Consider the following 26,271-nt stretch of genomic DNA (forward strand, 5'->3'; position numbering starts at 1 on the left):
ACGATCTTTCGTAGCGTTTCTGTAATTGCTTTTATACCGCTACATTAAAATCTCTTAGCGCATCATTCAAACTGGTTTTTAAGTCTGTACTTGGTTTGCGTTTACCTATTATCAACGCACAGCTCACATTGTATTCGCCGGCAGGAAACTTTTTAGTGTAAGTGCCGGGTATAACTACGCTTCTGGCCGGTACCCGACCCTTATATTCCACGGGCTCATTTCCACTCACATCAATTATTTTGGTCGATTGCGTTAGTACTACGTTGGCGCCCAGCACTACTTCTTTTTCAAGCATTACACCTTCGACAACAATAGATCGGCTACCAAGAAAACAACCATCTTCTACAATTACCGGGCTTGCCTGTAAAGGCTCCAGAACACCGCCTATACCTACACCACCACTTAAATGAACGTTTTTACCTATCTGTGCGCAACTTCCAACCGTGGCCCATGTGTCTACCATAGTCCCTTCATCTACAAAAGCACCTATGTTTACGTAGCTCGGCATTAAAACAACATTTTTTGCCAGAAAAGCGCCATACCTGGCAACAGCAGGCGGAACAGCGCGCACTCCCAATTCTTTATAATTGCTTTTCAACTTCATCTTATCATAAAATTCAAACGGAGGTAAAGTGTAAGTCTCCATTTGTTGAATACCGAAGTACATCAATATGGCCTGCTTTACCCATTCATTTACTACCCATCCGTTTTCGCCAGGCGCTGCAACTCTTAAGCGACCTTTGTCGACTTCTTCAATTACTTCTCTTACGGCCTGTTCATATTGTGGCTGTTTTAAAAGCTCCCTCTTGCCAAAGGCTTCCTGTATCAATGACTGTAATTCCATAGTATAAATTTTTTGCGAAATTAAAGGGTTAGATAAAAAGAATGGAATAAGAATTATAAACGTAAGCAACAACACGTTGATATAAAAAATGTGAGGGAGAATTATAGCAATACACAAGCAAGCATTGTATAAGGCTTATAAGAAATGCAATTAAGTACAAGATATATTTGCGGAAACCGTCGCGTTACTTAAGCTCCTGGTGTGTCATCTTGATAAGAAGCACTTTTTAAAGCTATTTATAAGCAGCTATTACGGCCGGATTTTTAACCGAAAGTTTGAAGGAATTTGCCAAAGAATTGTTTTTGGCAGCCTGCTCAATTGCAAAATGAACCCAGCCTGTTTCTGATGGTCTTGGTGCACTGTACCCAATAACTTTCGTTTCTTTATTTAATAACAGATAGGTGGGAAATGCGATCTCATACTTTCGCAAAAGATTTACTTTCTGAGGACGGTTGCGAGCGTAAAATAAATGAACGCCACCCATGCCCTGTTCCGTTATCATTTTTTTCCATTCTGATTTTCTATCTATATTTTCTATACAAATACTTAAAAAGACAATATTCGAGTCCTTTTCAAAATATTGCTGCAATGCTTTTGAGTAAGGAATTTCTTTTATGCAGGGAGGACAAGTGGTAAACCAAAAGTCGACATAAACAGTTTTGCCAAGCAGCGAAGAAGTTTTTATAAGAGCGCCACTGGTGTCTTCAAGTTCGAGTTGGGGGAAAGGTTGATTGTATAGGTGGTTATAAGTTGTGATAAGAGAATCGTAACGCCGGTGTTGCTTTTGACAGAAGCAAACCGAAGAAATAATCGTTAAAAAGGAGATGAATACAAAGCCTTTCATTTTTGCAATTATAATACATCTACAATACATCTGATACAACCATTCAATTTCGTATAAGTTTGCAAGGGACAATTAAGGTGTTGGGCATTTGAGTGGTGAAATTAGAATTGCAGTACAAGTGAGTGACACAACAATGCTTAATAGTATTTCCGCAGTTAAGTAAAAAACCTAAAAGGATACTAAGAATGAAAATAGCATTTGATGCTAAAAGGGCTTACCAAAACGCAACAGGCCTGGGTCATTATAGCCGGTCTCTTATTTCATCTCTGGCTACTTATTATCCTGAAAATCGTTATTTTTTATGTGCTCCAAAACTCACATCGCAATACGATATTAAAAATCTGAAAAATGTTTCAAACCTTGTTCCGACAGGTTTTTTTTCGAAAAGGCTTAAGTTCTTATGGCGAAGTAATTGGGTGAAGCGTGATCTGATTAACGAAGGTATGCAGTTGTATCACGGACTAAGCCACGAGATTCCGGTTGGTATACAAAAGACCGGAATACGGTCTGTAGTAACGATACATGACTTAATTTTTGAGCGAAGCCCCGAGCAATACAATAAAATAGATGTACAAATTTATCGGCGCAAGTTTATGTACGCGTGCAATAATGCCGATCATATCATAGCTATCAGCAAGCAAACAAAAAACGATATTATTGACTTTTACAAAATACCGGAGGAAAAGATTAGTATTTGTTACCAGAGCTGTAATCCTTCGTTTGCGGCCACTATTTCCGAGGAGGAAAAGAACAGGATCAGGAAATTGTATGATCTGCCCGAGCGTTTCTTTCTATACGTTGGCGCTATTATAGAAAGGAAAAACCTTTTAAACGTGTGCAAGGCAATACATACGTTGAAGGCAAAATCAAGTATTCCTTTGGTTGTGATAGGGAAGGGAGGTGCTTATAAAAAGGAAGTGAAAGAATATGTTTCAAGACACCATTTGGAGAGCACCGTTATCTTTCTTTCTGAAACCAATGCTGCTAAAGCCTCTTTCGGGTTTCAATCTTCGTTAGATTTTCCTGCTATTTACCAACTTTCGCAAGCGCTTATTTACCCCTCGTTTTTCGAGGGTTTCGGAATTCCGATTCTCGAGGCCCTGTGGAGTAGGACCCCGGTAATTACTTCGAATAGCTCGTGCCTTCCTGAGACGGGAGGAAATGCAGCCTATTATATTGACCCTTATTCTGTAGATGAAATAGCAGCTGCAATGCTACATATTACAAGCGATAAAGACTTAGCTGAAGAAATGAAGGTAAAAGGTTGGGAACATGCACAAAATTTTGCCGCTGAAAAATGTGCTGCTCAAGTAATGCAGGTTTACCTTCGCCTTTGAATGACAGATTTTATAGAAGATATTGAAGAGGCACTTAAAGTTCTTGATGCCGGCGGAGTTATACTATATCCTACAGATACCATTTGGGGATTGGGCTGCGATGCTACTAACAAAGAAGCAGTTGAGAAATTAATGCAATTGAAAGGCAAGCCGTTGCATAAGGGATTAATTGTTTTACTTGCTTCTGAAAGAGATGTTTTACAATACACAGCTACGCCCGATCTTGAAGTGTTTGACTATTTAACCAGTACATCTAAGCCTACTACAGTTATTTACGAGTACGGGTTAGGCGTGGCAGACGAAGTGTTAAACGAAGACGGAAGCATTGCCATCAGGTTGGTTAAAGAAGATTTTTGTCGACATCTTGTAAAAAGATTGAAGAAGCCTCTCGTATCAACTTCAGCCAATTTTCATGGTCAACCGTCTCCTAAAAGCTTTAACAGTATTGCCCCCGATATTAAAAGTGGGGTTGGCTATGTAGTGAAATATCGGCAAAATGAGGAATTTTCTTTATCGGCATCAGCGATAGTAAAATGGAAGAATGGGAAGTGTTTAATAATAAGGGAGTAAAGTGTTTGAAAATTGCAATATTTTTATTTTCGGCCCGAGAGTTGGGGTATGGCAGAGAAATTGTTCTAGTCAAACAAAACCAAATAAGCCATGCCTCAAGTTACGCTTTCAGTGCCCCAGGAAAAGCTCCCTGTTCTAAACGACTTCCTAAATGCTCTCGGTATCGAAAATAAAAAATTCCATACCCGGCCCTATAAGTACTCTTACAGAAAAGTGTCAGGTTCAGTAAAAAGCTCAGCAAACTATCTGTTCAAAAAATATTTTAGCTGGGAATATTTCAGCAACGAACTTGAGTTCGAATAAGTGCTGCCGGCGTGTTTATTCATCCGCCTGTTTCCAAATAAACTGAAAACCTCCGCTTCAGCCAATTACCACTTACATAAACAATTATATTTGCGGCAATCATGTACATAGATTGCACAGGTAAAGAATTGTTTGTTTTTAAAAAAATATCCAACGCAGCGGAGGAGTTGCAAATGCCTGCCTTTATAATTGGCGGCTTTGTACGGGATAAAATCATCGGGCGGCCGGGCAAAGACGTAGATATTGTTTGCCTTGGCGATGGAATATTGCTGGCTGAGAAGGTTGCCGAAAGGTTCTCGCCTAAGCCTCAAGTTGCTTTCTTTAAAAATTTTGGTACTGCTCAGATCAAAGTTGACGATTTTGAGATTGAATTTGTAGGTGCGCGTAAAGAAAGTTACAGGTCAGAAAGCCGAAATCCTACAGTAGAGCCGGGAACGATCGAAGACGATCAAAATCGTCGCGACTTCACTATTAATGCCCTTGCCATCAGTCTCAACAAGCAAGATTATGGAACACTCATAGACCCTTTCAACGGCCTTGCCGACATTGAAAAGAAAATTATTCGAACTCCCTTAGAGCCTATCCAAACTTTTAGTGATGATCCCCTGCGCATGTTGCGTGCAATTCGTTTTTCCACCCAACTTCAGTTTGAAATAGCAGATAACACCTTTCAGGCAATAAAAGATAATAAGGATAGAATCAGGATTGTTTCGCAGGAAAGAATTACTGAAGAGCTAAACAAAATAATGTCTTCCCGCAAGCCTTCTCTGGGCTGGCATCTTCTATTTACTTCAGGGTTGTTGCGCATTATCTTCCCCCAAATGGTTGACCTTGCTGGTGCCCAGTATATCGATGGCAAGGGACACAAAGATAACTTCTACCATACTTTACAAGTCTTAGATAATATTAGCATTCACACAAACGACCTTTGGTTACGGTGGGCGGCGGTTTTACACGACATAGGAAAACCAGCTACCAAAAAATTTGAGGAAGGACACGGCTGGACCTTTCATGGTCACGAAGTGGTAGGTGCCCGAATGGTGCCTAAAATCTTCAACAAGCTAAAATTGCCATTAAATGAAAAGATGAGGTTTGTACAAAAACTTGTTGAACTGCATTTAAGGCCGATTAGCTTAACCAAAGAAAATATAACAGACAGTGCAATTCGCAGGCTACTATTTGATGCAGGTGAAGACATCGAGGCACTTATGCTACTTTGTAATGCAGACATAACAAGCAAAAATAAATTTAAAGTAAGGCAGTACCTAACCAACTTCGAGCTTGTAAAAAAGCGGATGGAAGCAGTAGAGGAGCAGGATAAAGTACGCAACTGGCAACCCCCGATAACCGGCGAGCTAATCATGGAAACTTTTGGATTATCGCCCGGACGAAAGGTAGGATTAATTAAAGATGCTATTCGGGAAGCGATTTTAGACGGCGTTATTTCCAACAATTATAACGAAGCTTTTGAGTTTATGCTGCAAAAAGGTAAAGAACTAGATTTATCTCCGGTCACATAACTCAATACCCGATGCCAGTATGGTAAGAAGTTTGCACTTACCATTTCAACAAAATGAAGCAGGGTGTCAATTGTATTTTTTGTATCCGGCAAAGAAGTTCTATTTGGCATTGTTGCGTCGCACACTTTTACTGTATCAGTAAATCAGCTGGTACTTTTAGTTTGTTGCTGTTGCTGAAATCGGGTTCTGATTTCATTTTGTACGGGGCCAGACATCCAGGTAAGACAGATAATTTGAAGAGAAAGGTTATTTATTTTCATTAACCCGTTAGCTTTAACAATTAAAATAAAGGACAAATAAAATGGCGGTTTTAAAATTCAGAGCTTATTATGAAGATGATGAAAGTGTATATCGTGATATCGTTGTAAAACATACTCAAACATTTGCCGACCTTCATAGTGCTATTTTAAAAGCTTATGAGTTCGACAATAAACATGCTGCGACGTTTTATCGAAGCAACGATAGCTGGCAACGCGGTAGAGAAATTTCGTTGCAGAAGTATGAAAAAGAGTACAAAGCCGAACCTTTAATTATGTCAGAAACGACCATTGGTTCAGAAATAAAAGATCCAAATCAAAAGTTTATATACACTTATGACTTTGTAAAAGGCTGGACGTTTTTAGTCGAGCTAATTAACGTAAGCAAAGAAGAAACCCCTAAAACTTCGTATCCCTCCACTGCCCGTACCGAAGGCATTGGTCCTGCCCAGTATGGAACTAAGAGCCTTTTGGGCGATAAATTTGTAGATATAGAAGAGAAGTATGATTTAAGTGCAGGCGCAGAAGGTTTCGGACGCGAAGGCGTTAGCGACTCCGTTTCTGAAGCGGAAGAGAGTGAAGACGAAACGTTTACAGATGAAGCAGAAGACGCAAATCACGAGGAAGAATATTAGTTTTAATCGCCGTCCTTCGCTTGTTCTTATAGTTTAAACTACTGCCTCTACATTTTGCATCAAAATACAATGGTTATTATTTGTGGTCCAACAGCAGTTGGTAAGACGGCAATTGCTCTGCAATTGGCACACCAATTACAAACAGATATTATTTCAGCAGATTCCCGGCAGTGTTTTAAAGAACTAAATATTGGTGTAGCAAAGCCTTCGTTGCAGGAGTTGACTGCGGTTCATCACTACTTCATCAATTCGCACAGTATTCACCAAGAGGTAAATGCCGGAATATTTGAAAAATATGCATTGCAGGTCGCCGAGAAAATTTTCGAAAAGAATTGCGTTGCAGTAATGGTCGGTGGAACCGGATTGTATATAAAAGCTTTTACCGAAGGAATGGATGAAATGCCTGCAGTTGATTTTTCTTTGCGAAAGGAAATACAGGGGGCGTATGAAGAAAAAGGTATTAAATATTTGCAGCAACAGGTTGCTGAAAACGACCCGGAGTTTTGGGCGATAGCTGAGCGGGAAAATCCACAAAGGTTAATGCGTGCCCTCGAGGTTGTATTATCATCCGGAAAGTCAGTAACAACATTCAGGCAAGGTACAAAAGAGACCCGCCCCTTTAATATTGTAAAAATCGGACTTGAAATGCCGCGAGAGCAATTGTACCAACAAATTAATAATAGGGTTGATTTGATGGTACAATGTGGGCTCGTGGAGGAAGCGTTTGGGCTGTTATCAGAACGAAATATAAATGCTTTGCAAACAGTAGGCTATAAGGAGCTTTTTGATTTTTTTGATGCACAGGTTACTTTACCAGAGGCTATTGCCAACATAAAAACAAATACCCGTCGGTATGCAAAGCGGCAATTAACCTGGTTTAAAAAAGATCCGGAGATAACATGGATGACCTCCGGAAGTAATAGGCTACTCCAATTAATTTTACAACAAATACCCGGTTATAATTAAATCCTATCATCCAAATCCCCTTTTCTACTTAAGATTTACCAAGCGCATTTTATGACTCAATTTTTTTCTAGTTCCAGCAGAATTATTATCACTTGTAATAAACGACTATCTCCTTATCTGCAGCAGGAGGTTGAGGAACTCGGGTTTACTCCGGTTCGTACTTTCTCCACTGGTGTTGAATTGAAAGGAACATTGAACGATTGTATTAAGTTGAACCTTCAATTACGTTGCGCAAGCCAGGTATTGTATTCTTTAAAGGAGTTTGAAGCAAACGGACCGGATGATGTTTATAAGGAATTGTCGGCGATAGAGTGGGAAAGAATAATTGCTTCAGACGGATATTTTTCTGTTACAAGTAATGTGGACCATCCTAGTATCAGAACTTCTCTGTTCGCCAATGTAAAAGTTAAAGATGCTATCGTAGATCGAATGAGAGACAAGACTGGTAGTCGACCCAATTCAGGACCTGAGTTAGATAAAACAGTTATTCACCTCTTTTGGCGCGAAGCCTTAGCTGAGTTATTTATAGATACTTCAGGAGAAACGCTTGCAAAACACGGTTACCGTAAAATACCTGGTAAAGCGCCAATGCTGGAAGCCCTTGCTGCGGCAACTTTGCTGGCCACAAAGTGGGACCGGGTTTCTCCGTTTATAAACCCAATGTGTGGGTCTTCCACCATAGCTATCGAGGCGGCATTAATTGCAACCAATCGTAGGCCGGGATTATTTAGAGATAACTATGCATTCATGCATATCATTGGCTACGATAAAGGTGTGTACGATCATGAACGACAATTGCTGTTTACACAAATCAAAGAAGTGGCTGGGCTAACAATTATAGCTTCTGACATAAGTGCTGATGCAATAAATATTTCTAAAATAAACGCTGCTGCTGCAGGAGTTGAGCATTTTATAAACTTTCAGTTAGGTGACTTTGAAGCGACGGAGGTTCCTGAATCGGTGAGTGGAGTTGTTTTTTTAAATCCCGAATACGGTGAAAGGCTGGGAGTGGAGACCGAGTTAGAGGAAACCTACGCCAGAATTGGCGATTTTTTGAAAAAAAAGTGTAAGGGTTACACAGGCTATATCTTTACCGGCAACCTGGAACTGGCTAAAAAAATTGGCTTAAAGGCAAAGCGGAGACTGGAATTTTATACCAGCAAGATTGACTGCAGGCTGCTGGAATATGAGTTGTATTCTGGTACGCGCAGGACAGATTTGTAACAGATAGCTACTGTATTGTATCTGCAGGTAACTTATGAGTTTTTTAGTAAACAGATGTGCCACACCTTTAAGGTGTGGCACATCTGTTATAAGCCTATATTTCTTCTCACTAGTTTTTATAAATTATCGATTTATCCCGTCGGAGGCTTTATTGTAATTCGGAGGAGTTGAATGTGTCGCCTTGTTTTAAATCTCCCGTCTCAAAACCTTTTTTAAACCAATACATCCGCTGTGCAGAAGTTCCGTGGGTAAAGGCGTCAGGAACCACCTGGCCTTGTGATTGTTGCTGTAGCCGGTCGTCACCAATTGCGTTTGCTGCAGTCAGCGCTTCATTTATATCGCCCGGTTCCAACATGCTTTTCATTTCGTTGGCATGGTGCGCCCAAACTCCTGCATAAAAGTCGGCCTGTAGTTCTAGTTTTACTGATAATCTATTTCCTTCTTTTTCACCGCTTCGCTGTTGTAATGAATGAACCTGGTCGGATGTTCCTAATAAGTTTTGTACATGATGCCCTACTTCATGTGCTATCACATAAGCCATTGCAAAATCGCCAGGAGCTCCAAAGCGTTGTTTCAACTCCCTAAAAAACGAGAGGTCAATATATACTTTCTCGTCACCGGGGCAATAGAAAGGCCCGACGGCAGCACTTGCAGAACCACATGCTGATTGTACTGCATCGGAAAATAATACAAGTTTTGGTTTTTTATATCCATTCATCATGTTTTCCCATACGTCTTCTGTATCCTTAAGCACGACGGAAACAAATTGCGCGAGGGTATCATCTGCACCAGCTGACCTTGCATCATATTGTTTTCCTTGTGTCTCTTGTCTTTGACCAGGGAGAAGATCAGGCGCATTGGAAGGATTACCTCCTAAAAAAGAATACAGCAGATAAATGATAATACCACCGATACCTCCACCAACCGCCATTCCTCCACCAGACATACCCCTTCGATCTTCTACATTTCCACTTCCTTCCCTGCCTCTCCAAAGCATAAAAATAGTTTTAGGTAAACAAAATTTTAACAGCAAAACGATGTTCAATTGTTATGCCACGTCAAATAAAATTAATATGATAAGATAGGCAAACACGTTGAAAAACATTGTGTAAGATGAAGAGAGTGACACAACGATGATGAATAAAGGAACTGCGGTACAAACAAAAAAAGCACCTCTTTATCAGAAGTGCTTTTCTCAAGAATAAGTACGCATTATAATTTAAAGCCTACTGTCATAACAACATTTCCGCGCGTGTTTTGCTGTGTGGCAAAAGTGTTTGCCTTATCAGTTAAGCGATAAGGAAAGTTTACGTCTTTAGTTATGTTGTGAACGTAAGTAAGGTCTATAAACATGCCGTGGTTGCGATAACCAAGTCCACCGCTACCTTGTACAATATTAGATTTAATTGCTTCGCTGCCCGCGCCCTGTTGGGTTCTGTATGGATTTGAATAATAAGCTCCACCTAACCTAAACATAATGGTGTTCAGCTTCAACTCGCCGCCCAACCTGTAATTGAATGCCCCTTTATACTGCTCCTTAATAACTGCTTTTAATTCTTTATAGTATTGCTGATCTTCGGTAGTTATGGTCTCTCCATCGGCGCCAAAACCCGAACCTCCGTATCCGGCATATTCGATGTCTGCTGTTATGAAAGCACGTTGTTTTCGGGTATCGTTTATTTCTCTAAAAACATAAGAAGCGCTGGCTACAGCCTTCCAGGGTGTGGTAGCGGTGTAACGGATTGCGCCTTCTGTGCCACCCGTAAATTCCCTTGAGGATACACTTCTGGGGTTGCCGCTAACGAAATTTTCGCTATTGGTTGTTAAAGCTGAGGCTTGTTTATCGGTTAAGCTGTAATAGGTCGGTGTTTGTACTGACAGTCCTAAGCGAAGAAATTCGACAGGTTTGTAGATAATTCCAAGTTTTGCATTAACACCAAAACCTTTTGTTGACAATGTATCATTATGCTGCAAAAACGCGAAATTGTTATTAGCATCATTAGTTGGGTCGCTTTCCCTGTATGATGTAATGCGGCGATAATTAACAATGGGAAGTCCTATGCTTCCGCCGACATAGAATTTATCATCCATATTTGCAGCATAACCTAAAGCAAGCTCATAGACTCCACCTTTGGTAGTAACTGTTTTTTGCTGATTAAGTGCAATTCCCTTTTCCAACAATTTTTCTGGCACCCCTTGTATAACCTGGATCGAATCAGGTCCATTTGGATTCGAATTTTTTACTTTAAATACATCAACGAGGTAGGTGTATATGGCGGGATAAGTTCCGTATGCAAAACGCGGGTCTCTAAGAGTGCCTGAGATGTCGATGTTATTTGCAGAAATTTCTTCTGCAAATTGTTCGCTGAAACTACTCTGGTTGTTTGTGCCATTGTATGAAACAACATTATTGAAATTTGCCGTTTGATTTATGCCAAAACTAAAGGCCTGACTAGTCCATTTACTATGAGCGTTGTTGAAGCCTATTACCACTCCACTGGTTCCCAAGTCAAAAGCTGTTTTTTTAGCTGCAGTGTTTGTCCCACGAAAACCAGCCTTGTTGTTATTGAAACCAAAGCCTGGACTCAAAACAATTTCTCTTGTTTTATATAACCCTAATCCAGCCGGGTTTACAAATAGAGCATTGATGTCTCCACCCAATGATCCCATTGCACCACCTATAGCCATGTTGCGGGCCGATCCGTGTTGAGGAAAATAACTATAACGTAAAATATCCTCCGGCGCTTGCGAGAAGGCCGCTGACAACGATAACGCGGAGGAAATAGTTAGTAAAAACTTTTTCATGAGACTTATGATTTAAAAAACCGTATTCAAGGAATACGGTTTTTGTTTATATAATGGTAATAGTCAAATATTTCCTTTCAATTATCTACCGTGGGGGACGAGATACTCCACCTCCACTTGAGCTTCCTGAAGAAGAGCTTCCAGATGAGGATGACGACGAAGACGGAGGCGTATAGGTCCTTTGGGGCGCACTGTATGTGTTAGTATTACTATTACTATTTTCATTACTGTAGGTACGGGCGTTCTCATTAGTAGAAAACACACGCTTCAAAGTATTACCAACTCCCTGGTTACTGCGGTTTGTGTTGCTGTTAGTGTTATTGTAGAGACCGTTTCTATAACCATTTAAATTAGGCCTGCTAACAGAAGGAGAAAGAACTCTTGCCGGATTTTTCGAAATGAACGACGATCCATAGGAGTTGTACCCATACTGAGGGTAATAAAGGCCAACATTATTGTAGCGGTTATAATAGCCGAAGCTGCCGTTCATGTATGGATGATAAAAGGTTGAATAAGGGCTATACCAATTGTTCCAAACGTATGAGTTATAGACATTATTCCTATAATAATCGTAGTTGTAATTATAAGATGGAACATAACGGCTATCATTCCAATAAGTATAGTCATCAATACCAGACCAGCGATCTCTGTTCCTGGTTTTCATTCGCAGATACTGGTCGTCCTCAGACGCCACATAGTCCTCGTATCTGTCCCTGCTGGCAGTTTGTTTTTGTACTCCTTCTCTTGCCGGAGAATAGTACACGTCGTCAGGGGTTTGGCTTGCTTTATAGGCTGATGAGCAGCTGGTTATAACAGCAGCCATCAAACCGTAAAGTAAAATTTTGTATCTCATGGCGAAGGGTTTTTTAAAATTATTATCTAATGTGAAGTTATTACTTTTGCGGCTATTTCGTCTGCCTGATTATACTCAAACATTATTCCAAATGTTAAAAGTATCAAGGCCTTTTGTTAAGGTATAAATAAAACCGATTTTATGGGTAAAGAAATAGCGTCGAGGAAAGAAGATTACTCTCAGTGGTATAATGATTTGATAATAAAAGGAGGCCTTGCTGATTATAGTGCTGTTCGTGGTTGCATGGTTATAAAACCTTATGGGTTTGCCTTGTGGGAAAACATGCGCGATGTGCTTGATAAGATGTTTAAAGATACAGGTCACCAAAATGCATATTTTCCGCTTCTTGTGCCTAAAAGCCTTTTTGAAAAAGAAGAAGAAAATGCTGAAGGATTTGCAAAGGAGTGTGCCGTTGTAACACATTATCGTTTAAAAGTGAATCCTGAAAAAAAGGGGTCTTTAATGGTCGATCCTGAAAGCAAACTGGAGGAAGAGCTCGTAATTCGACCCACAAGTGAGGCAATCATTTGGAATACATATAAAGGTTGGATTCAAAGTTACCGGGATCTGCCTTTGCTAATTAACCAATGGGCAAACGTAGTAAGATGGGAGATGCGGACCCGCTTATTTTTACGTACAGCCGAATTTCTTTGGCAGGAAGGACATACCGCCCACGCGACAGCGGATGAGGCCATTGCAGAAACAAAACAAATGCTTGACGTGTATGCCACTTTTGCCGAGGAGTTTATGGGGATGCCGGTAATTAAAGGTGTAAAAAGCCCAAACGAACGTTTTGCAGGCGCGCTTGATACTTATTGTATAGAAGCTTTGATGCAGGATGGAAAGGCTTTACAAGCAGGAACATCTCACTTTCTAGGTCAAAATTTTGCAAAGGCTTTTGATGTCAAGTTTAGCGATAAAGAAAATAAGCTGGATTACGTTTGGGCAACCAGTTGGGGGGTAAGTACCAGACTAATTGGGGCTTTGGTAATGGCTCATAGTGATGACGATGGATTAATCCTGCCACCAAAACTGGCCCCTATCCAGGTAGTCATTGTACCGATTTACAAGGGGGATGAACAGAAAAAGGCAATTGATGAAAAAGTAGCTGAAATTGTAAGTGAACTCAAGCAAAGGGGTATTAAAGTTAAATATGATGACAATGAGAATTCAAGACCAGGATGGAAGTTTGCTGAATATGAATTAAAAGGGGTGCCTGTAAGAATTGGTATAGGAGCAAGGGATTTGGCAAATAGTGTAGTTGAAGTTGCACGCCGGGATACGAAAGAAAAAAAGAGCTACCCGATGGAAGGGCTTTCGGACAGTATTGTAAGCTTACTGGATGACATTCAAAAAAGCATCTATAATAAAGCAAGTGCTTTTCGTGAGCAGAATATAACAAAAGCAGATAACTGGGAAGAATTTGTAAAATTGCTGGATGAAAAAGCAGGGTTTATCTCAGCTCATTGGAATGGGACAGGTGAAACTGAAGATGAAATAAAAAATCTAACTAAAGCTACCATCCGATGTATTCCGCTAAATAATCCCCAGGAAGAAGGAGCCTGTATTCTTACCGGCCAACCTTCTAAAGAGAGGGTTTTATTTGCAAGAGCGTATTAGGAGCAGTTTTAAATTTTTAAAGAGCCGTCAGTTTCCCCTGGCGGCTTTTATTTTTATAAACGGTTTTCTTAATTATCGCAGTTTCGCTGACTATCAATGTAAACTTCTTCTGCATTTTGATTCTCCTTTTTAATTCTTCATGCCTTAATGTTGTTTTACTACTTTTGCGGCCAAAAGAGGAGTAGATTAAAACGAAAATCTATACAAGCTATTCTCACCTCTAACAGTAATTAAAAATAATATCAGGAATGATAAGTGTAAAAAATGTAACACTTGCGTATGGCAAAAGAGTGTTATTTGATGAAGTTAATTTAAACTTTATTAAAGGCAATTGTTATGGAGTAATCGGAGCAAACGGTGCTGGTAAGTCGACTTTTCTAAAAATATTAAGCGGAGAAATAGAACCAAACAAGGGAAGCATAGAGATATCTCCGGGCGAACGGTTGGCGATTTTAAAGCAAAACCAATTTGCTTTTGAGGAAGAGACAGTGATCAACACGGTTATGATGGGGCACCAGAAGATGTGGGAGATAATGCATGAAAGAGATGCCATTTATGCAAAAGAAGATTTTACCGAAGCAGATGGTATGCGCGCAGGTGAACTAGAGGGAGAATTTGGTGAAATGGGTGGATATGAGGCAGAGAGCAATGCTGGAACACTGTTAAGCAGCCTTGATGTGAAGGAAGAATATCATAACAGTTTGATGAGGGACATACCAGGTAATCTTAAAGTGAGGGTACTACTTGCCCAGGCGCTTTTTGGAAACCCTGACATTCTTCTATTAGATGAACCTACAAACGGTTTGGATATTGAAACGATTGGATGGCTCGAAAATTTTCTGGCCGATTACCAAAACATTGTATTAGTTGTTAGTCACGACCGTCACTTTTTAGATACGGTTTGTACCCACGTTGCTGACGTAGACAGAGCGAAAATTAAGATTTATACGGGTAACTACACCTTTTGGTATGAGAGTAGCCAGTTGATGGCGCGTCAGATGACTGATAAGAATAAGAAAAACGAAGAAAAGCGGAAAGATTTATTAGATTTCATTGCACGTTTTAGCGCAAATGCCTCAAAGAGTAAACAGGCTACTTCCCGTAAAAAAGCTTTGGAAAAACTTACTATCGAAGAAATTGAGCCTAGTAACCGTAAATATCCAGGTATTATTTTCCAACAGCAACGTGAGGTAGGAAACCAGATCTTAAATATAGAAAATTTAAGTAAAGCCGTTGATGGCCGTAAACTTTTTGATAAAGTTAGTTTCAGTATTAGCAAAAACGACAAAATTGCTTTTATAAGCAAGGATGCGCTGGCAGTCACCAGCTTTTTCGAGATCATCAATAATGAGGTAAAGCCCGACAATGGCAAGTTTGAGTGGGGAACAACGGTAACGACGGCTTACTTACCCCTGGAGAATAATGAATATTTTCAGAATGACCTTAATTTGATGGACTGGCTTCGCCAATATGTTCCGTCTTATGTAACGGATGTTGATGAACCTTTTTTAAGAAGTTTTCTGGGAAAGATGTTGTTTACCGGTGACGAGATCATGAAGAAGACGAAGGTGCTTAGCGGAGGTGAGAAAGTGCGCTGTATGATCAGTCGGATGATGTTGCAGAATCCTAACGTAATTGTTCTGGACCAACCGACAAATCACCTTGACCTTGAAAGTATTCAGTCTTTTAACGAAAGCTGTACAAACTTTAAGGGAATTGTTTTATTAACCAGCCACGACCATACGTTTATTCAAACTGTCGCTAACCGCATTATAGAACTTACTCCTAAAGGTATTATTGACCGGTTAATGACTTTCGACGAATATGTCGATGATGAGAGGGTTAAAGTGTTGAGAGAGGAAATGTATAAATAGTAGTCATTCTTATTATAATTCATTAGGCCACTTTTACGGTGGCCTTTTATTTAAGTTCCAAAATCTTTCAATAGAAGAAGCTGTACGTACAAGCTTTTTTTTTTGGAGTAATGTGATAATTTTGATAAAATGGGCGTTGTGGATAATAAGATAACCTTAAGTTTCGATGCCAATATCATCAATAAGGCAAAAGCCTATGCCGAAGCAAACAATATAAGTGTGTCTCGTCTTGTCGAGTTTCTATTGCAAAAAGTAACTACATCTGGCTATCATTCTCTCGAAGATTATCCTATTTCAGATTGGGTTAGCCAGGTTGCAGAAGGGGAAGCTACCTATCAAACCAAAAAAAGAAGCAATAAGTCTTTTAAGGATGAATACTTCGCTTCTAAAAAATAATGAGAATATTTGTAGATGCCAACATTCTGGTATCAGTCTTAAATAAAGAATATCCTCTTTTTACCTATACCTCTCGAATTTTAAGTTTCGCGGATACAGACCGTTTCGAGGTTTTTACCTCGCCTGTATATCTCGCTATTGCTTTTTATTTTGCAGAAAAAAAGTTTAAGGCAAAAGTTGCCAAACAGAGGATATCAATACTTAGCGAACATATTCACATCACAACAACCGATGCGTTATCAGTAAAGCAAACGTTGCGAAATAACGAGGTTAAAGATTTTGAAGATGGATTACAATATTACAGTGCTCTCGACAGTAATTGTTTTTGTATTGTAACTGAAGACATTGATGATTTTTACTTTTCAGAAATTGAAGTGCTAAAAGGCGACGCCTTCTTTTTAAAGTACATATCCCGCTCCAGGTAAACAGTTTACTTTTTTAGTACCGACAGCAAATCTCCGATTAAGCATCCTTGCGTCGCATTTTGTTCATCTTTTGTTCATCTATTTAACTTGCTTCATCCAGTAAAATAATCAGATTCAACAATCATAAGCAGCTATATTCGTTTATGTTTTATCTTAATGTCACTATAACTAAAAACCCTGCTATTATTATAGAATAAATTTTACGCTGAAGTTTTCAATTGACCCTTACAAAATATATAGCTGTTTTTATTTTTGGATTTTTACTAGCTGCAACTGTAAAGTCGCAGCCTTATAAGTACTCTAACCTGAGAAGTAAAAAGATTCCTGTTTTATCACCCTTTACCGTTGATAGCTTAAGCATCGTTCCCCATACTTTTTTTATAAGAGGTTTTGATACTTCTTATTATCTCCTGGATGAAGTAAACGCAATGCTCACCTTGAAGAAGAAATTGCCTGTAGATAGTATTCACGTTTTTTACCGGGTATTTCCCTATCGCTTAAACGCTGTTTCTAAAAGATTTACCTACGATAGTGTGATGAATAATTTTATATCGCAGTCAAATGCTTCTAACAAAGGCAATAGACCCGGGGGTACAAGTAGCAGCTTGTTCGACTTTGGTACGATGAATTATAATGGAAGCTTCGGTCGTGCATTAAGTTTTGGAAACAGCCAGGATGTAGTAGTGAATTCGCAATTTAATTTACAGTTAAGCGGATTTCTTGGTGATAGTATTCATGTTGCTGCGGCAATGACGGACAATAATATTCCAATACAACCGGATGGTTCTACGCAACAACTAAACGAATTCGATAGGGTCTGGCTTCAGTTTAAAAAAAATGCATGGGAGGTTAACCTTGGAGACATTGACCTCAGGCAAAATAAATCTTACTTTTTAAATTTCTATCAAAGGCTACAGGGCATGTCTTATAGTACTACGTCCAACCTGGGAAAAAACAGTTCGAATAACATTTTGTTAAGCGGAGCAATAGCTAAGGGCAAGTTTACACGAAACATTTTTCAGGGACAGGAAGGCAATCAGGGTCCATACAGACTGAAAGGAGTTAATAACGAAATTTTTTTTATTGTTTTAGCTGGTACAGAAAGAGTTTTTGTTGACGGTCAAATGTTGCAACGGGGCGAAGACCAGGATTACATTATTAATTATAACACAGCTGAAATCACTTTCACTCCCCGAAAGATGATTACTAAGGATAGTCGCATACAGATTGAGTTTGATTATGCAGAAAGAAGCTTTCTAAACTCTATGTTATATGGAGCAGATGAATTAACAGTAAATAAAAAATTGAGAATAAATATTGCTGCTTACAGTAACGCTGATGCAAAGAATTCGCCAATTAATCAATCACTTGACCAGAAGCAACGGCAGTTTTTAAACAATATCGGCGATAGTATTCAAAATGCTTTTTATCCGACAGCTTCTTTGGATTCATTTTCAACGAGCAAAATATTGTATGCCGAAATGGACACCCTGGTAGCAGGTGCAAAAGAGAGGATTTATGTGTATTCTACCAGTAAGGATAGCGCCAGGTACAATTTAGGATTTATTGAAGTTGGCCAAGGTAAAGGAAATTATGTACCCGATTTTAATGGTGCAAACGGAAAAGTGTACCGGTGGGTACAGCCGGTTAACGGAGTTTCGCAAGGAAACTTTGAACCTGCAACATACCTGGTAACGCCTAAAAAACAACAGTTGTTTACGGTTGGAGCTGTTTATGATTTAGATTCTAAGACAACCGTTACCACAGAACTGGCAGCAAGTAATTATGATGTAAACGCGCTTTCGAACAGACACAAACGCGACGACAAGGGTTTTGCGGGTAAAGTGGGTGTGGGGCGGCTTATGAACTTGCGGACGAAGAGTGGAAGATTGTTGCAACTTAAAGCAAATGGGGGTTACGAAGTAGTAGATAAAAATTTCCGTCCTGTTGAACGATTAAGAACTGTTGAATTTTACCGGGACTGGGGGTTAAATTATCAGCCTGCAGCTTCTACAGAACAACTGTCTTTTGCTGACATTGAATTATCAGATTCGGCCAATAACAGGTTTAAATATCAGTCATCTGCATATCTGAGAAGTGAAGGGTATAAAGGATTTCGGCAACTTTTAGTGCATGAGCAGAAAATGGGGGGGTGGCTGATAAAAGATGTTTTTAGCCTTACAAATATTAATGCTGTTCAAAAAAGAGGCTTTTTTCTTCGCCCTACTGTCGACATCAGCAAAGTTTTTTCTGGTTTAAAAAACTATGTTATCGGTGCATCGTTTGCAGTGGAGCATAATGAGATTCACGATAAAAAGTCAGACACTGTTTCCGCAGAAAGTTTTGCCTTTACTACGCTTTCTACCTATATAAAATCTAACCAGGCAAAAGATAATCGCTGGGGGATAACCTATTTTACAAGAAGTGACAAAGTGCCCTACAAAAAAAATCTTGAGCAGGTTGACCGTAGCCATAATATAACAGTGAATACAGAGTTACTAGCGAACTCGCACCATCAATTTAGACTAAATGCTACTTACCGGCAGTTACAGGTAACCAATAAACAGCTATCAAACCTTCAGCCGGAGAATAGCATATTGGGGAGGGCCGAATATGTAATTAACGAATTTAAAGGTTTCGCGGTTGGGAATGTTTTATACGAAGTGGGGGCGGGGCAAGAGCAGCGAAGAGATTTTAGTTATATAGAAGTTCCAGCGGGACGTGGTGAGTATGCATGGAACGATTATAATAAAGACGGTGTACCTCAATTAAATGAATTCGAAATTGCTTTATTTAGCGACCAGGCAAAGTTTATTCGGGTGTTTACGCCTACCAATCAGTTTGTGAAAGCTAATTATACTCAGTTTAATTATACTTTCTCATTAAATCCCAGAGCATTGTCAGCTAGCTTTAAAAATAAAAAACTCGGAAATTTTTTAGGAAGAATAAATTTTCAATCATCGCTTCAGTTGGGTAAGAAAGAACTTGCGACCGGTTCACTTGTTTTTAACCCGTTTAAGGGCGCCATAAATGATTCTTCTCTGCTTACGTTAACCAATATTTTATCCAATACGGTTTCTTTCAACAGGTTCAGCAGCAAGTGGGGCTTCGATGTAAGTAACCTTGCTAATTCAAACAAATCGCTGTTGACGTATGGCTTTGAAAGCCGAAAATTAGAAGAGTGGAGCTTCAGGAGTAGGTGGACGCCCGCAAAGCAATACACGGTTGAGTTTATTCAAAAGACTGGCAACAACTCGTTGTATACACCCAAATTTGATAACCGCAATTATGAAATTCAATCCATTAATTCAGAACCAAAACTTACATATACCAGCGGTACCAACTATAGGCTCTCAACCAGCTACCTTTTTAACCAGAAAAGAAATAGGGCTATATATGGCGGAGAAAAATCGGTTAGTAATTCTTTAAATATCGATGGAAAATTCAATTCAGTAAATAATACAAGCTTCTCAGGAAGGTTTACTTATACAAAGATTGACTATACCGGTGCTGCCAACTCTACTGTAAGTTATATTATGCTAGATGCTTTATTGCCAGGTAAAAATCTCTTATGGAATTTTGATCTTACGAAACGTTTAAGTAACAATCTTGAACTTAGTTTTCAGTATGAGGGAAGAAAACCTGCTGAAACACGAACTATTCACATTGGCCATGCCTCTTTAAGGGCAATCTTGTAGAACCCGATGTAAGCATGTTAGGATTGCAACGAAATAAAAGGTCGCCGTTTTTGAAAAGCTGAATAGAAAAAAAAAGTAAAAGGGAGTGACACAACGATGTTGAAGAGGGGTATTCTGCCTGCTTCAAAAAAAGTTCTTTAATTATGAAATACGGACATAAAAAAAGCAGGAGAATTTTCTCCCGCTTTACCTATTATAATAGACAGATTTTTTATTATTTCCTTTTTTCGACTACTAGCCAAATAAGCCACCTTTCTTTAAAGTCTTTGTTCCTTCGCCAATTTTAAACCCGTTGTGGTACACTTCGATTTTGTATTGACCGAGTTGATATTTTGCTTCTTGCTTCCAGTCAAAACTGACCGCAGATCTTTTTCCTTGCTCGTAAGGAAGGGTTACTCTGTTTGTATAGGTTTTAGTTCCCTCGTCGCGTGTATCAAAAGTGCCACTACCACTTGCCATTGTTACTGGTCTGCCATCGGGTGCAGTAACAGCTACATAAAGTTCTTTATTACCGGTAGCAGCAATTCGGTTTTCATCAACATCGAAAGAGATGCGTAATAAGTCCACTCTTTTTGCTGTTGTTGTTTCTTTTTCTTTGCCGTTACCTTTTACACGCAACGGTGTAATATTCATATTGCTTGCATGAAGGGTAGAAGCTACATCTTCAACCTGTTGACGGGCCGCTTCGGTGCTTGAAAGGTTTTCTTCCAACTGACCTTTTTCAGTTGATAGTTGCTGCTTTTCGCTACTTAGCCTTTTATTTGAGCTGGCAAGCGTTTGGTTTTCGGTCTTCAATCTTTGGATTTCGACATACATATCGTCGATTCGCATATTCAACTGATTAATCAGGCCTCTTGCTCTTTCAAGCTCACCTGCCGTTGCATTTCTCCTGCCAGTGATTGAAGTAATTTGTTTCTTTAAGTTGTTGATTTCAGACTGTCTTTCGGTTAGCGCGCCTTGAAGTTCGGTATTATTACCAGTGGCAGAGTCTAGTCGGGCCAGCGCATCGTTGTACTGAGTTTGAACCTCGTTACGAGCAGAGTCAACGTTTGAATATTGAGTCTGCAATTGCGTTATAGATTCATTAGATTTACTTTTATCGTAAATAATGTATCCCCAGGTAGCTAACAATGCAGCAATTAAAACACCGTAAATAATTGCACGATCATCTCTTTTTTTAGGCGTCGGTTGCTGTGGATTTGTTGAAGAGTATTCAGGATTGTAGCTCATAGTTTTTGATGGTTTACTTTTTATTAATAAAGAAGATTTTGAATAATATACAAGCGCTTTTTGATTTGTTTTTGTTAGATATTGAAACGGTGCCTCAATATTCAGATTACACTGTATTACCAGCGGAAGAGGCTAAGCTTTTTTTCGACAAAATTTCAAAAACAGTGCCAGAAATTTTTAGTAGTGAAGAAGTTTACATGCAAAAGGCTGGAATACTGGCAGAATTTGGAAAGATAATCTGCATATCGACCGGCTTCTTTTACACCGATACGAGCGGAAAAGCATGCTTGAAAATAAAAAGTATTTATGGCCATGACGAGGTTAGTATTTTAAAGCAGTTCGTGGAGCTGACAGATAAATTTTGTAAGCATAAACCTAAGTTTCAATTTGCCGGACATAATATTCGTGAGTTTGATGTTCCCTATATATGTCGCCGGATGGTTATTAATCAAATTCCTCTACCGGCTTGTCTAAATATTTATGGTGCTAAACCCTGGGAGATTAGCATGACAGATACAATGCAGTGGTGGAAATTCGGTGATTACAAAAATTATACGTCCCTTCATTTATTGGCTTCGGTACTAAATGTACCTACGTCGAAAGATGATATTGATGGTAGTATGGTGCAACATGTTTACTACAGGGAAAAAAAATTGGAGCGGATTGTAAGCTACTGCGAGAAAGACGTTGTTGTAGTAGCAAGAATTATCCAAAGGTTTAAAAACCTACCACTTATTGAACAGGAAAATATTGTTTTTGTTAGTTGACCAAGGTTTTGAAATTGAAAAGTTGTAAGCATGGGGTAATGAATTGGAAGCCTGTAAGCCAACCTCAAGTTCCTTGAAATACTAACGGGTTTTTCATCTCTTGTGAGATTTTTATAGCTTATTATGGCATAATTTTTTAGCCTATTGCTTCAAATTAAATACTATGGATAAGTTAGAATTTAAAGGAGACATCAATGAGTTCAAGGGTAAATTAAAACAAGCTCATGGTGGTTTGACTGATGATGATGTTGAATACGAAGAAGGAAAGGATGACGAATTTTTTGGAAGGTTACAGCAAAAACTTGGAAAAACAAAAGATGAAGTCGTAGCCTGGATCAGGTCACTAGGATAATAGGCTTTATGGTTTTTAGAAGAGGCAGGTACAAAACCTGCCTCTTTTGTTTTTTATACCAATCCGTAAGCCTCTTCCTGAAGTTTTAATCTTGCAACCCCAAAAGGCCAACTTTGTGCCCTTAATTAACATTTGTTTCGTAACCGGCCAGCTTTTTCCTAGGGAACACTGTAACAAATGCAATTTTTGAATTATCGCTCCGTTCTATGTTCCTAAACACCCATTTTTGATGAGAGCTTTACAAAAAATTGCACTAGGTATTTGTCTTTTCTTCTCAATGCTTTTACTTGCTACAAAATCAACTGCACAGATAAAAGCGGCATTCACTGCAAACAAAAACACCTTTAGTTGTTCAACCGAACGTGTGTATTTCTCAGATAACTCTACCGGCAGCCCTACTTCGTGGCTATGGAATTTTGGAGACCAGTCAGTTTCCGAAACTGCGAGTCCAAATCACCAATACACCAAGCCAGGAAGATATACAGTTAGTTTAATTGTAAAAAATGTATTGCAGCAAGCAGATACTGCTGTAACTACAGTTGTGGTTTTAGGACCTACCGTTCAGTATACTAAAACCATAGATACAACTTGCTCAACTGTTAATATAAAATTTAGTTCAAAGGCCACAGGTTTAGGCCCTTTAACGTATAGTTGGGATTTTGGTGACGGCAAAACAAGCACTTCTCTTAACTCTAGTGTAACACACGCGTATAAAGGTGCTTCAAACTATTTGGTAAGCCTGGTTGTAAAAGATACGAGCGGCTGCTCGGCAAAAGCTGGTGAGGCACTTGCTTTTGGTTGCGTAGCTCCTGTGTTATCATCTGCTCCGAATACCTTAACAGCATCAAGAGAATGTACTGACCAGTTTGGATGGACCAATTATTATGCTGATAACAATACTCCCGCTAATATAAAAGATGATATTCTGTTATTATCACTTCGCAAGAATGGTAACAATATTGGTAAGGTAGCAGATGGTACTTTTCAAGTGAAAGTGGCCGCTACTGAAAAAGCAGGAACGTCGCAAGCCATTCTTCTTAATGCACCGGCAATTTCTAACCCAAGCGGCTATTATGTGATGAACAGGTATTGGGCGGTAAACCCTACTACACAGCCTACCTCTGCTGTTGGTGTTCGTTTTTATTTTAATAACCAGGATGTTGCAGATATCAACGGTTCTTATCCCTCGCATGATGCAGAATTCCAACAATTGATTTTCTATAAAACGAAAGACGGAAATCCTGATCCTTCTACCAGTCTTAAAGGAGTTACTGATATCAACTCTATTTTTCCAGGTTCTGATGCAGATGAGAACAACTGGACCTACACATACATTGGCGCCGGATCTCATGCAGCAGAATTTACTGTAACCAATTTATCTGGTGGTGGAGGCGGTGGTATAACTCAAAACAACCAAGCACTGCCAGTAAAACTAATATCCTTTACAGGTAAGCCGGAAAGTGGTGGAGTTAAGTTGAATTGGACTGTTGCGTCTGAAGTTAGTTTAGAAAGATATGATGTCGAAGCAAGTGAAGATGGCAAAACATTTACACCAATTGGAAATGTAAAAGCAAGAGGATCTTTAACAATTACGAGTAATTACAATTTTAACGATCAAAAAGTAAAGGCAAAAAAGGTAAGATACTATAAGTTGGTTATGGTTGATAAAGACGGAAAGAAAAGTTCAAGCGAAGTAATAAAAATTGCGCTTGCAGATATAGGATATGGAGTATCTGTTTATCCTGTTCCGGCTAATAATTATCTCACAATAGTTCCCAAGAATATTATTAATAAAGCGGTTACTGCAGAGGTTTATAACTCATTAGGATTAAAGGTTCTTCATATAAATAAAACTGCTTCAGCAAATACTATTCAATTAAATACGTCTTCTTTACCTAACGGCAGGTATAGAACTATCATCTTCACTAACAATGAAAAGATAGGTGAGGCTAATTTTATAATTGTCAGATAGGCCTACCACAATAAATCATTTTTAAAAAACCAGGAAAGAGGATTATCCTTTCTTTCCTGGTTTTTTATTTTTGCGATATTTCATCCCTTTTGCAACACCCGTACTTCTACGGTTAGACTTGAAGCCACGCATTTTAATTGTATCAGGATTTAAATAGTGAATATCTTTTCAAATGATGTTGACAAATATCCTGAAAGGGGTTTTTAAAATGGAAGTATTTGAAGTATTTTTATTTTATGGAAGCATACTATGAAACCCTTTCGGCTATTTATGAAATTGTAAAATCTGATCCCTCTCCACATACTTATTTATGTACTCCGCATCAAATTATTTTAAGCCACAGTCGTGATTGGCTATTAATTCAAAAACACCTTGAATTATTATCAGCAGAAAAGCTTGTAATTATTAAGCAACTAGATAAGGTTGCTATATCTATTACCGATGCAGGAATTGTAAAAGCAAAAGCTCTGAGAAATAATTTCGTGAATAACAATTTCTCCTTTCAAAATGAAATGAACCGTTTTTCACCTTCTAAGTTAAAGCCTTTATAAACCCTCGTAATATCCTTGCTAATAAATGGAGTGCGTACGTATTGACCCGTATCAATTCAAAAATTTTTAACGGCTGTAGTCTGTTTTCAGCTCAATAATTTTTTGAAAAAAGGCACCAGTTCTTTTGCTAATATAGCATGATCTTCTACGCTTGGGTGACCGCCACAACCATGCGCTTGCATTGGTTGGAAAAAATAAATGGCGACTTTCTTATCGGAGGTACTAGAAGCATCAACTTTTTCTTTTACTGCCCTTAAGCATCTTTCGAGGGTAAGCTTTGAATTACCATTAACCATAGGGCTGCTAAGTAAAGCAATGTACGCGTTTGGGTATTTTGATTTTACCAATTCAACAAACTGTACATAATTACTTATAAACGCTACACTATCAAACGGCAGGCGTTTTTTTATACCATCGCCGTTGCTAAAGTCGTTTGTACCCAGCGCAATACTTACAATTTGCGGAGTCCGTAATTTGAAATTCCATTGTTTTTGGCTTCGATCCTGGAAATCTATTTTTTCGTATACCTGTGGCATAGTAGGAGAGTCGCTGTTCCAGTTGCGATAAACTCCTATACCACTAACGCTGCTTAGTACAAAATCGGTACCTAAGGTTCTTGCTACCCTTGGTCCATAAGCCATATAGGCATTGTGCTGGTCATGATATTGACCCTTACCACAAGGAACCTGAGATGCATCTGCGGCAGCACCGCAGGTTATACTGTTACCAATGAATTCAATTAAAGGCGCTTTTGGTTTCGAAAGCGACTTTAGATTGTGGCCGCTTATTTTTTGAATAAATATCCCTCCCGTGTGTGCTTCCGTAGCTTTATATATCCATACAGTATGACGTCCTGCTCTTTTGGCTTTAATTAATATTGGCTCATTTGAGCTTCCTGAAATTTTTATTCTTTCCTGATATTCTCCATCCAGTTCATATTGAAGGTAATTATGATCTTGTTTACCAGGAATGAAGGCAGAAACAGTACAATCGGTTCCATCGAAGCTAAAACCAAAGTGAACGGCGGAACTTATCAGCTCAATACCTTGTTCATTGTTAAGGGAATACCTTCCATACACCTGTAAAGCTGATGGCGCAAGACTGTTAGTGCTACCGGTATGTATGCCGGAAGAGGCACAGCCAAAGCATAGTAGACCGAAAATTATCGCCACATTGTTCCTTGCTCGTGTCATCTCTTAAATTTTATTTCTTACCGTTGCAAGATTAG

The 26,271-nt window shown here is 39.1% G+C and carries 22 protein-coding genes; 15 read left to right on the plus strand and 7 right to left on the minus strand.

Translation table 11 applies throughout. From position 1 onward, the window contains the following. Window positions 1-31: 31 nt before the first annotated feature. Both JWR87_RS16355 and JWR87_RS16360 read right to left on the minus strand, forming a co-directional pair. Window positions 32-844, minus strand: a complete 813-nt coding sequence (locus JWR87_RS16355; protein ID WP_297822110.1) for a 2,3,4,5-tetrahydropyridine-2,6-dicarboxylate N-succinyltransferase — start codon at window positions 842-844, stop codon at window positions 32-34. A gap of 232 nt (window positions 845-1,076) precedes the next feature. Next, window positions 1,077-1,688 carry a TlpA disulfide reductase family protein gene (locus JWR87_RS16360; protein WP_297822112.1) on the minus strand — a complete coding sequence of 204 codons (612 nt, stop codon included), beginning with the start codon at window positions 1,686-1,688 and terminating at the stop codon, window positions 1,077-1,079. A gap of 185 nt (window positions 1,689-1,873) precedes the next feature. Between JWR87_RS16360 and JWR87_RS16365 the strand changes: the two genes are divergently transcribed. From JWR87_RS16365 to JWR87_RS16390, 6 genes are all read left to right on the plus strand, one after another. Beyond that, window positions 1,874-3,025 carry a glycosyltransferase family 1 protein gene (locus JWR87_RS16365; RefSeq protein ID WP_297822115.1) on the plus strand — a complete coding sequence of 384 codons (1,152 nt, stop codon included), beginning with the start codon at window positions 1,874-1,876 and terminating at the stop codon, window positions 3,023-3,025. Beyond that, complete coding sequence (locus tag JWR87_RS16370) at window positions 3,026-3,595, plus strand: L-threonylcarbamoyladenylate synthase (RefSeq protein ID WP_297822117.1); 570 nt, start codon at window positions 3,026-3,028, stop codon at window positions 3,593-3,595. A gap of 404 nt (window positions 3,596-3,999) precedes the next feature. Continuing rightward, window positions 4,000-5,418, plus strand: a complete 1,419-nt coding sequence (locus JWR87_RS16375) for an HD domain-containing protein (RefSeq protein ID WP_297822119.1) — start codon at window positions 4,000-4,002, stop codon at window positions 5,416-5,418. A 301-nt stretch (window positions 5,419-5,719) separates the two neighbouring features. Further along, window positions 5,720-6,310, plus strand: coding sequence for a hypothetical protein (locus JWR87_RS16380; RefSeq protein ID WP_297822121.1), 591 nt, complete (start codon window positions 5,720-5,722; stop codon window positions 6,308-6,310). 69 nt (window positions 6,311-6,379) lie between these two features. Continuing rightward, window positions 6,380-7,276: a tRNA (adenosine(37)-N6)-dimethylallyltransferase MiaA gene (gene miaA / locus JWR87_RS16385; protein WP_297822123.1), complete on the plus strand. Its 897-nt coding sequence runs from the start codon at window positions 6,380-6,382 to the stop codon at window positions 7,274-7,276. 51 nt (window positions 7,277-7,327) lie between these two features. After that, a complete protein-coding gene (locus JWR87_RS16390) occupies window positions 7,328-8,500 on the plus strand; it encodes a class I SAM-dependent RNA methyltransferase (protein ID WP_297822125.1) in 1,173 nt (390 codons plus the stop codon). A 148-nt stretch (window positions 8,501-8,648) separates the two neighbouring features. Here JWR87_RS16390 and JWR87_RS16395 read toward each other — a convergent pair whose 3' ends face one another. The 3 genes from JWR87_RS16395 to JWR87_RS16405 all read right to left on the minus strand — a co-directional run bounded on the left by JWR87_RS16395 (window position 8,649) and on the right by JWR87_RS16405 (window position 12,158). Further along, window positions 8,649-9,497, minus strand: a complete 849-nt coding sequence (locus JWR87_RS16395) for a neutral zinc metallopeptidase (RefSeq protein WP_297822127.1) — start codon at window positions 9,495-9,497, stop codon at window positions 8,649-8,651. A 215-nt stretch (window positions 9,498-9,712) separates the two neighbouring features. Beyond that, window positions 9,713-11,305: an aromatic hydrocarbon degradation protein gene (locus JWR87_RS16400; protein ID WP_297822129.1), complete on the minus strand. Its 1,593-nt coding sequence runs from the start codon at window positions 11,303-11,305 to the stop codon at window positions 9,713-9,715. An 85-nt stretch (window positions 11,306-11,390) separates the two neighbouring features. Next, entirely contained in the window at window positions 11,391-12,158 is a 768-nt protein-coding gene (locus tag JWR87_RS16405; protein WP_297822131.1) for a hypothetical protein, read from the minus strand. Window positions 12,159-12,299: 141 nt separating this feature from the next. Here JWR87_RS16405 and proS point away from each other — a divergent pair, with 141 nt between their 5' ends. From proS to JWR87_RS16430, 5 genes are all read left to right on the plus strand, one after another. Further along, on the plus strand, window positions 12,300-13,778 hold the full coding sequence (gene proS, locus JWR87_RS16410) for a proline--tRNA ligase (protein WP_297822133.1): 1,479 nt from the start codon (window positions 12,300-12,302) through the stop codon (window positions 13,776-13,778). A gap of 248 nt (window positions 13,779-14,026) precedes the next feature. Beyond that, window positions 14,027-15,652, plus strand: a complete 1,626-nt coding sequence (locus tag JWR87_RS16415; RefSeq protein WP_297822135.1) for an ATP-binding cassette domain-containing protein — start codon at window positions 14,027-14,029, stop codon at window positions 15,650-15,652. 129 nt (window positions 15,653-15,781) lie between these two features. After that, entirely contained in the window at window positions 15,782-16,048 is a 267-nt protein-coding gene (locus tag JWR87_RS16420) for a DUF6364 family protein (RefSeq protein ID WP_297822137.1), read from the plus strand. Further along, window positions 16,048-16,473, plus strand: coding sequence for a PIN domain-containing protein (locus JWR87_RS16425; protein WP_297822140.1), 426 nt, complete (start codon window positions 16,048-16,050; stop codon window positions 16,471-16,473). Before JWR87_RS16420 ends, JWR87_RS16425 begins: the two co-directional genes overlap by 1 nt. Before the next feature lie 218 nt (window positions 16,474-16,691). Then, entirely contained in the window at window positions 16,692-20,171 is a 3,480-nt protein-coding gene (locus tag JWR87_RS16430) for a hypothetical protein (protein ID WP_297822142.1), read from the plus strand. Window positions 20,172-20,405: 234 nt separating this feature from the next. Here the strand turns inward: JWR87_RS16430 and JWR87_RS16435 are convergent, their stop codons facing one another. Continuing rightward, window positions 20,406-21,401, minus strand: a complete 996-nt coding sequence (locus JWR87_RS16435) for a hypothetical protein (RefSeq protein WP_297822144.1) — start codon at window positions 21,399-21,401, stop codon at window positions 20,406-20,408. 38 nt (window positions 21,402-21,439) lie between these two features. Between JWR87_RS16435 and JWR87_RS16440 the strand changes: the two genes are divergently transcribed. The 4 genes from JWR87_RS16440 (at window position 21,440) to JWR87_RS16455 (ending at window position 25,043) form a co-directional block, all read left to right on the plus strand. Continuing rightward, window positions 21,440-22,168 (plus strand): ribonuclease H-like domain-containing protein, encoded by a 729-nt coding sequence (locus JWR87_RS16440; protein ID WP_297822146.1) that lies wholly within the window; start codon window positions 21,440-21,442, stop codon window positions 22,166-22,168. 163 nt (window positions 22,169-22,331) lie between these two features. Beyond that, window positions 22,332-22,520, plus strand: a complete 189-nt coding sequence (locus tag JWR87_RS16445) for a CsbD family protein (RefSeq protein WP_297822148.1) — start codon at window positions 22,332-22,334, stop codon at window positions 22,518-22,520. Window positions 22,521-22,749: 229 nt separating this feature from the next. Then, window positions 22,750-24,492: a PKD domain-containing protein gene (locus JWR87_RS16450; protein WP_297822149.1), complete on the plus strand. Its 1,743-nt coding sequence runs from the start codon at window positions 22,750-22,752 to the stop codon at window positions 24,490-24,492. A 218-nt stretch (window positions 24,493-24,710) separates the two neighbouring features. Then, window positions 24,711-25,043 (plus strand): hypothetical protein, encoded by a 333-nt coding sequence (locus tag JWR87_RS16455; protein ID WP_297822151.1) that lies wholly within the window; start codon window positions 24,711-24,713, stop codon window positions 25,041-25,043. Window positions 25,044-25,129: 86 nt separating this feature from the next. On the opposite strand, the gene JWR87_RS16460 is transcribed toward JWR87_RS16455, so the two are convergent. Continuing rightward, window positions 25,130-26,236, minus strand: a complete 1,107-nt coding sequence (locus tag JWR87_RS16460; protein WP_297822153.1) for an SGNH/GDSL hydrolase family protein — start codon at window positions 26,234-26,236, stop codon at window positions 25,130-25,132. Window positions 26,237-26,271 lie beyond the last annotated feature (35 nt).

Source organism: Segetibacter sp. (assembly GCF_025963695.1).
Lineage (GTDB): Bacteria > Bacteroidota > Bacteroidia > Chitinophagales > Chitinophagaceae > Segetibacter.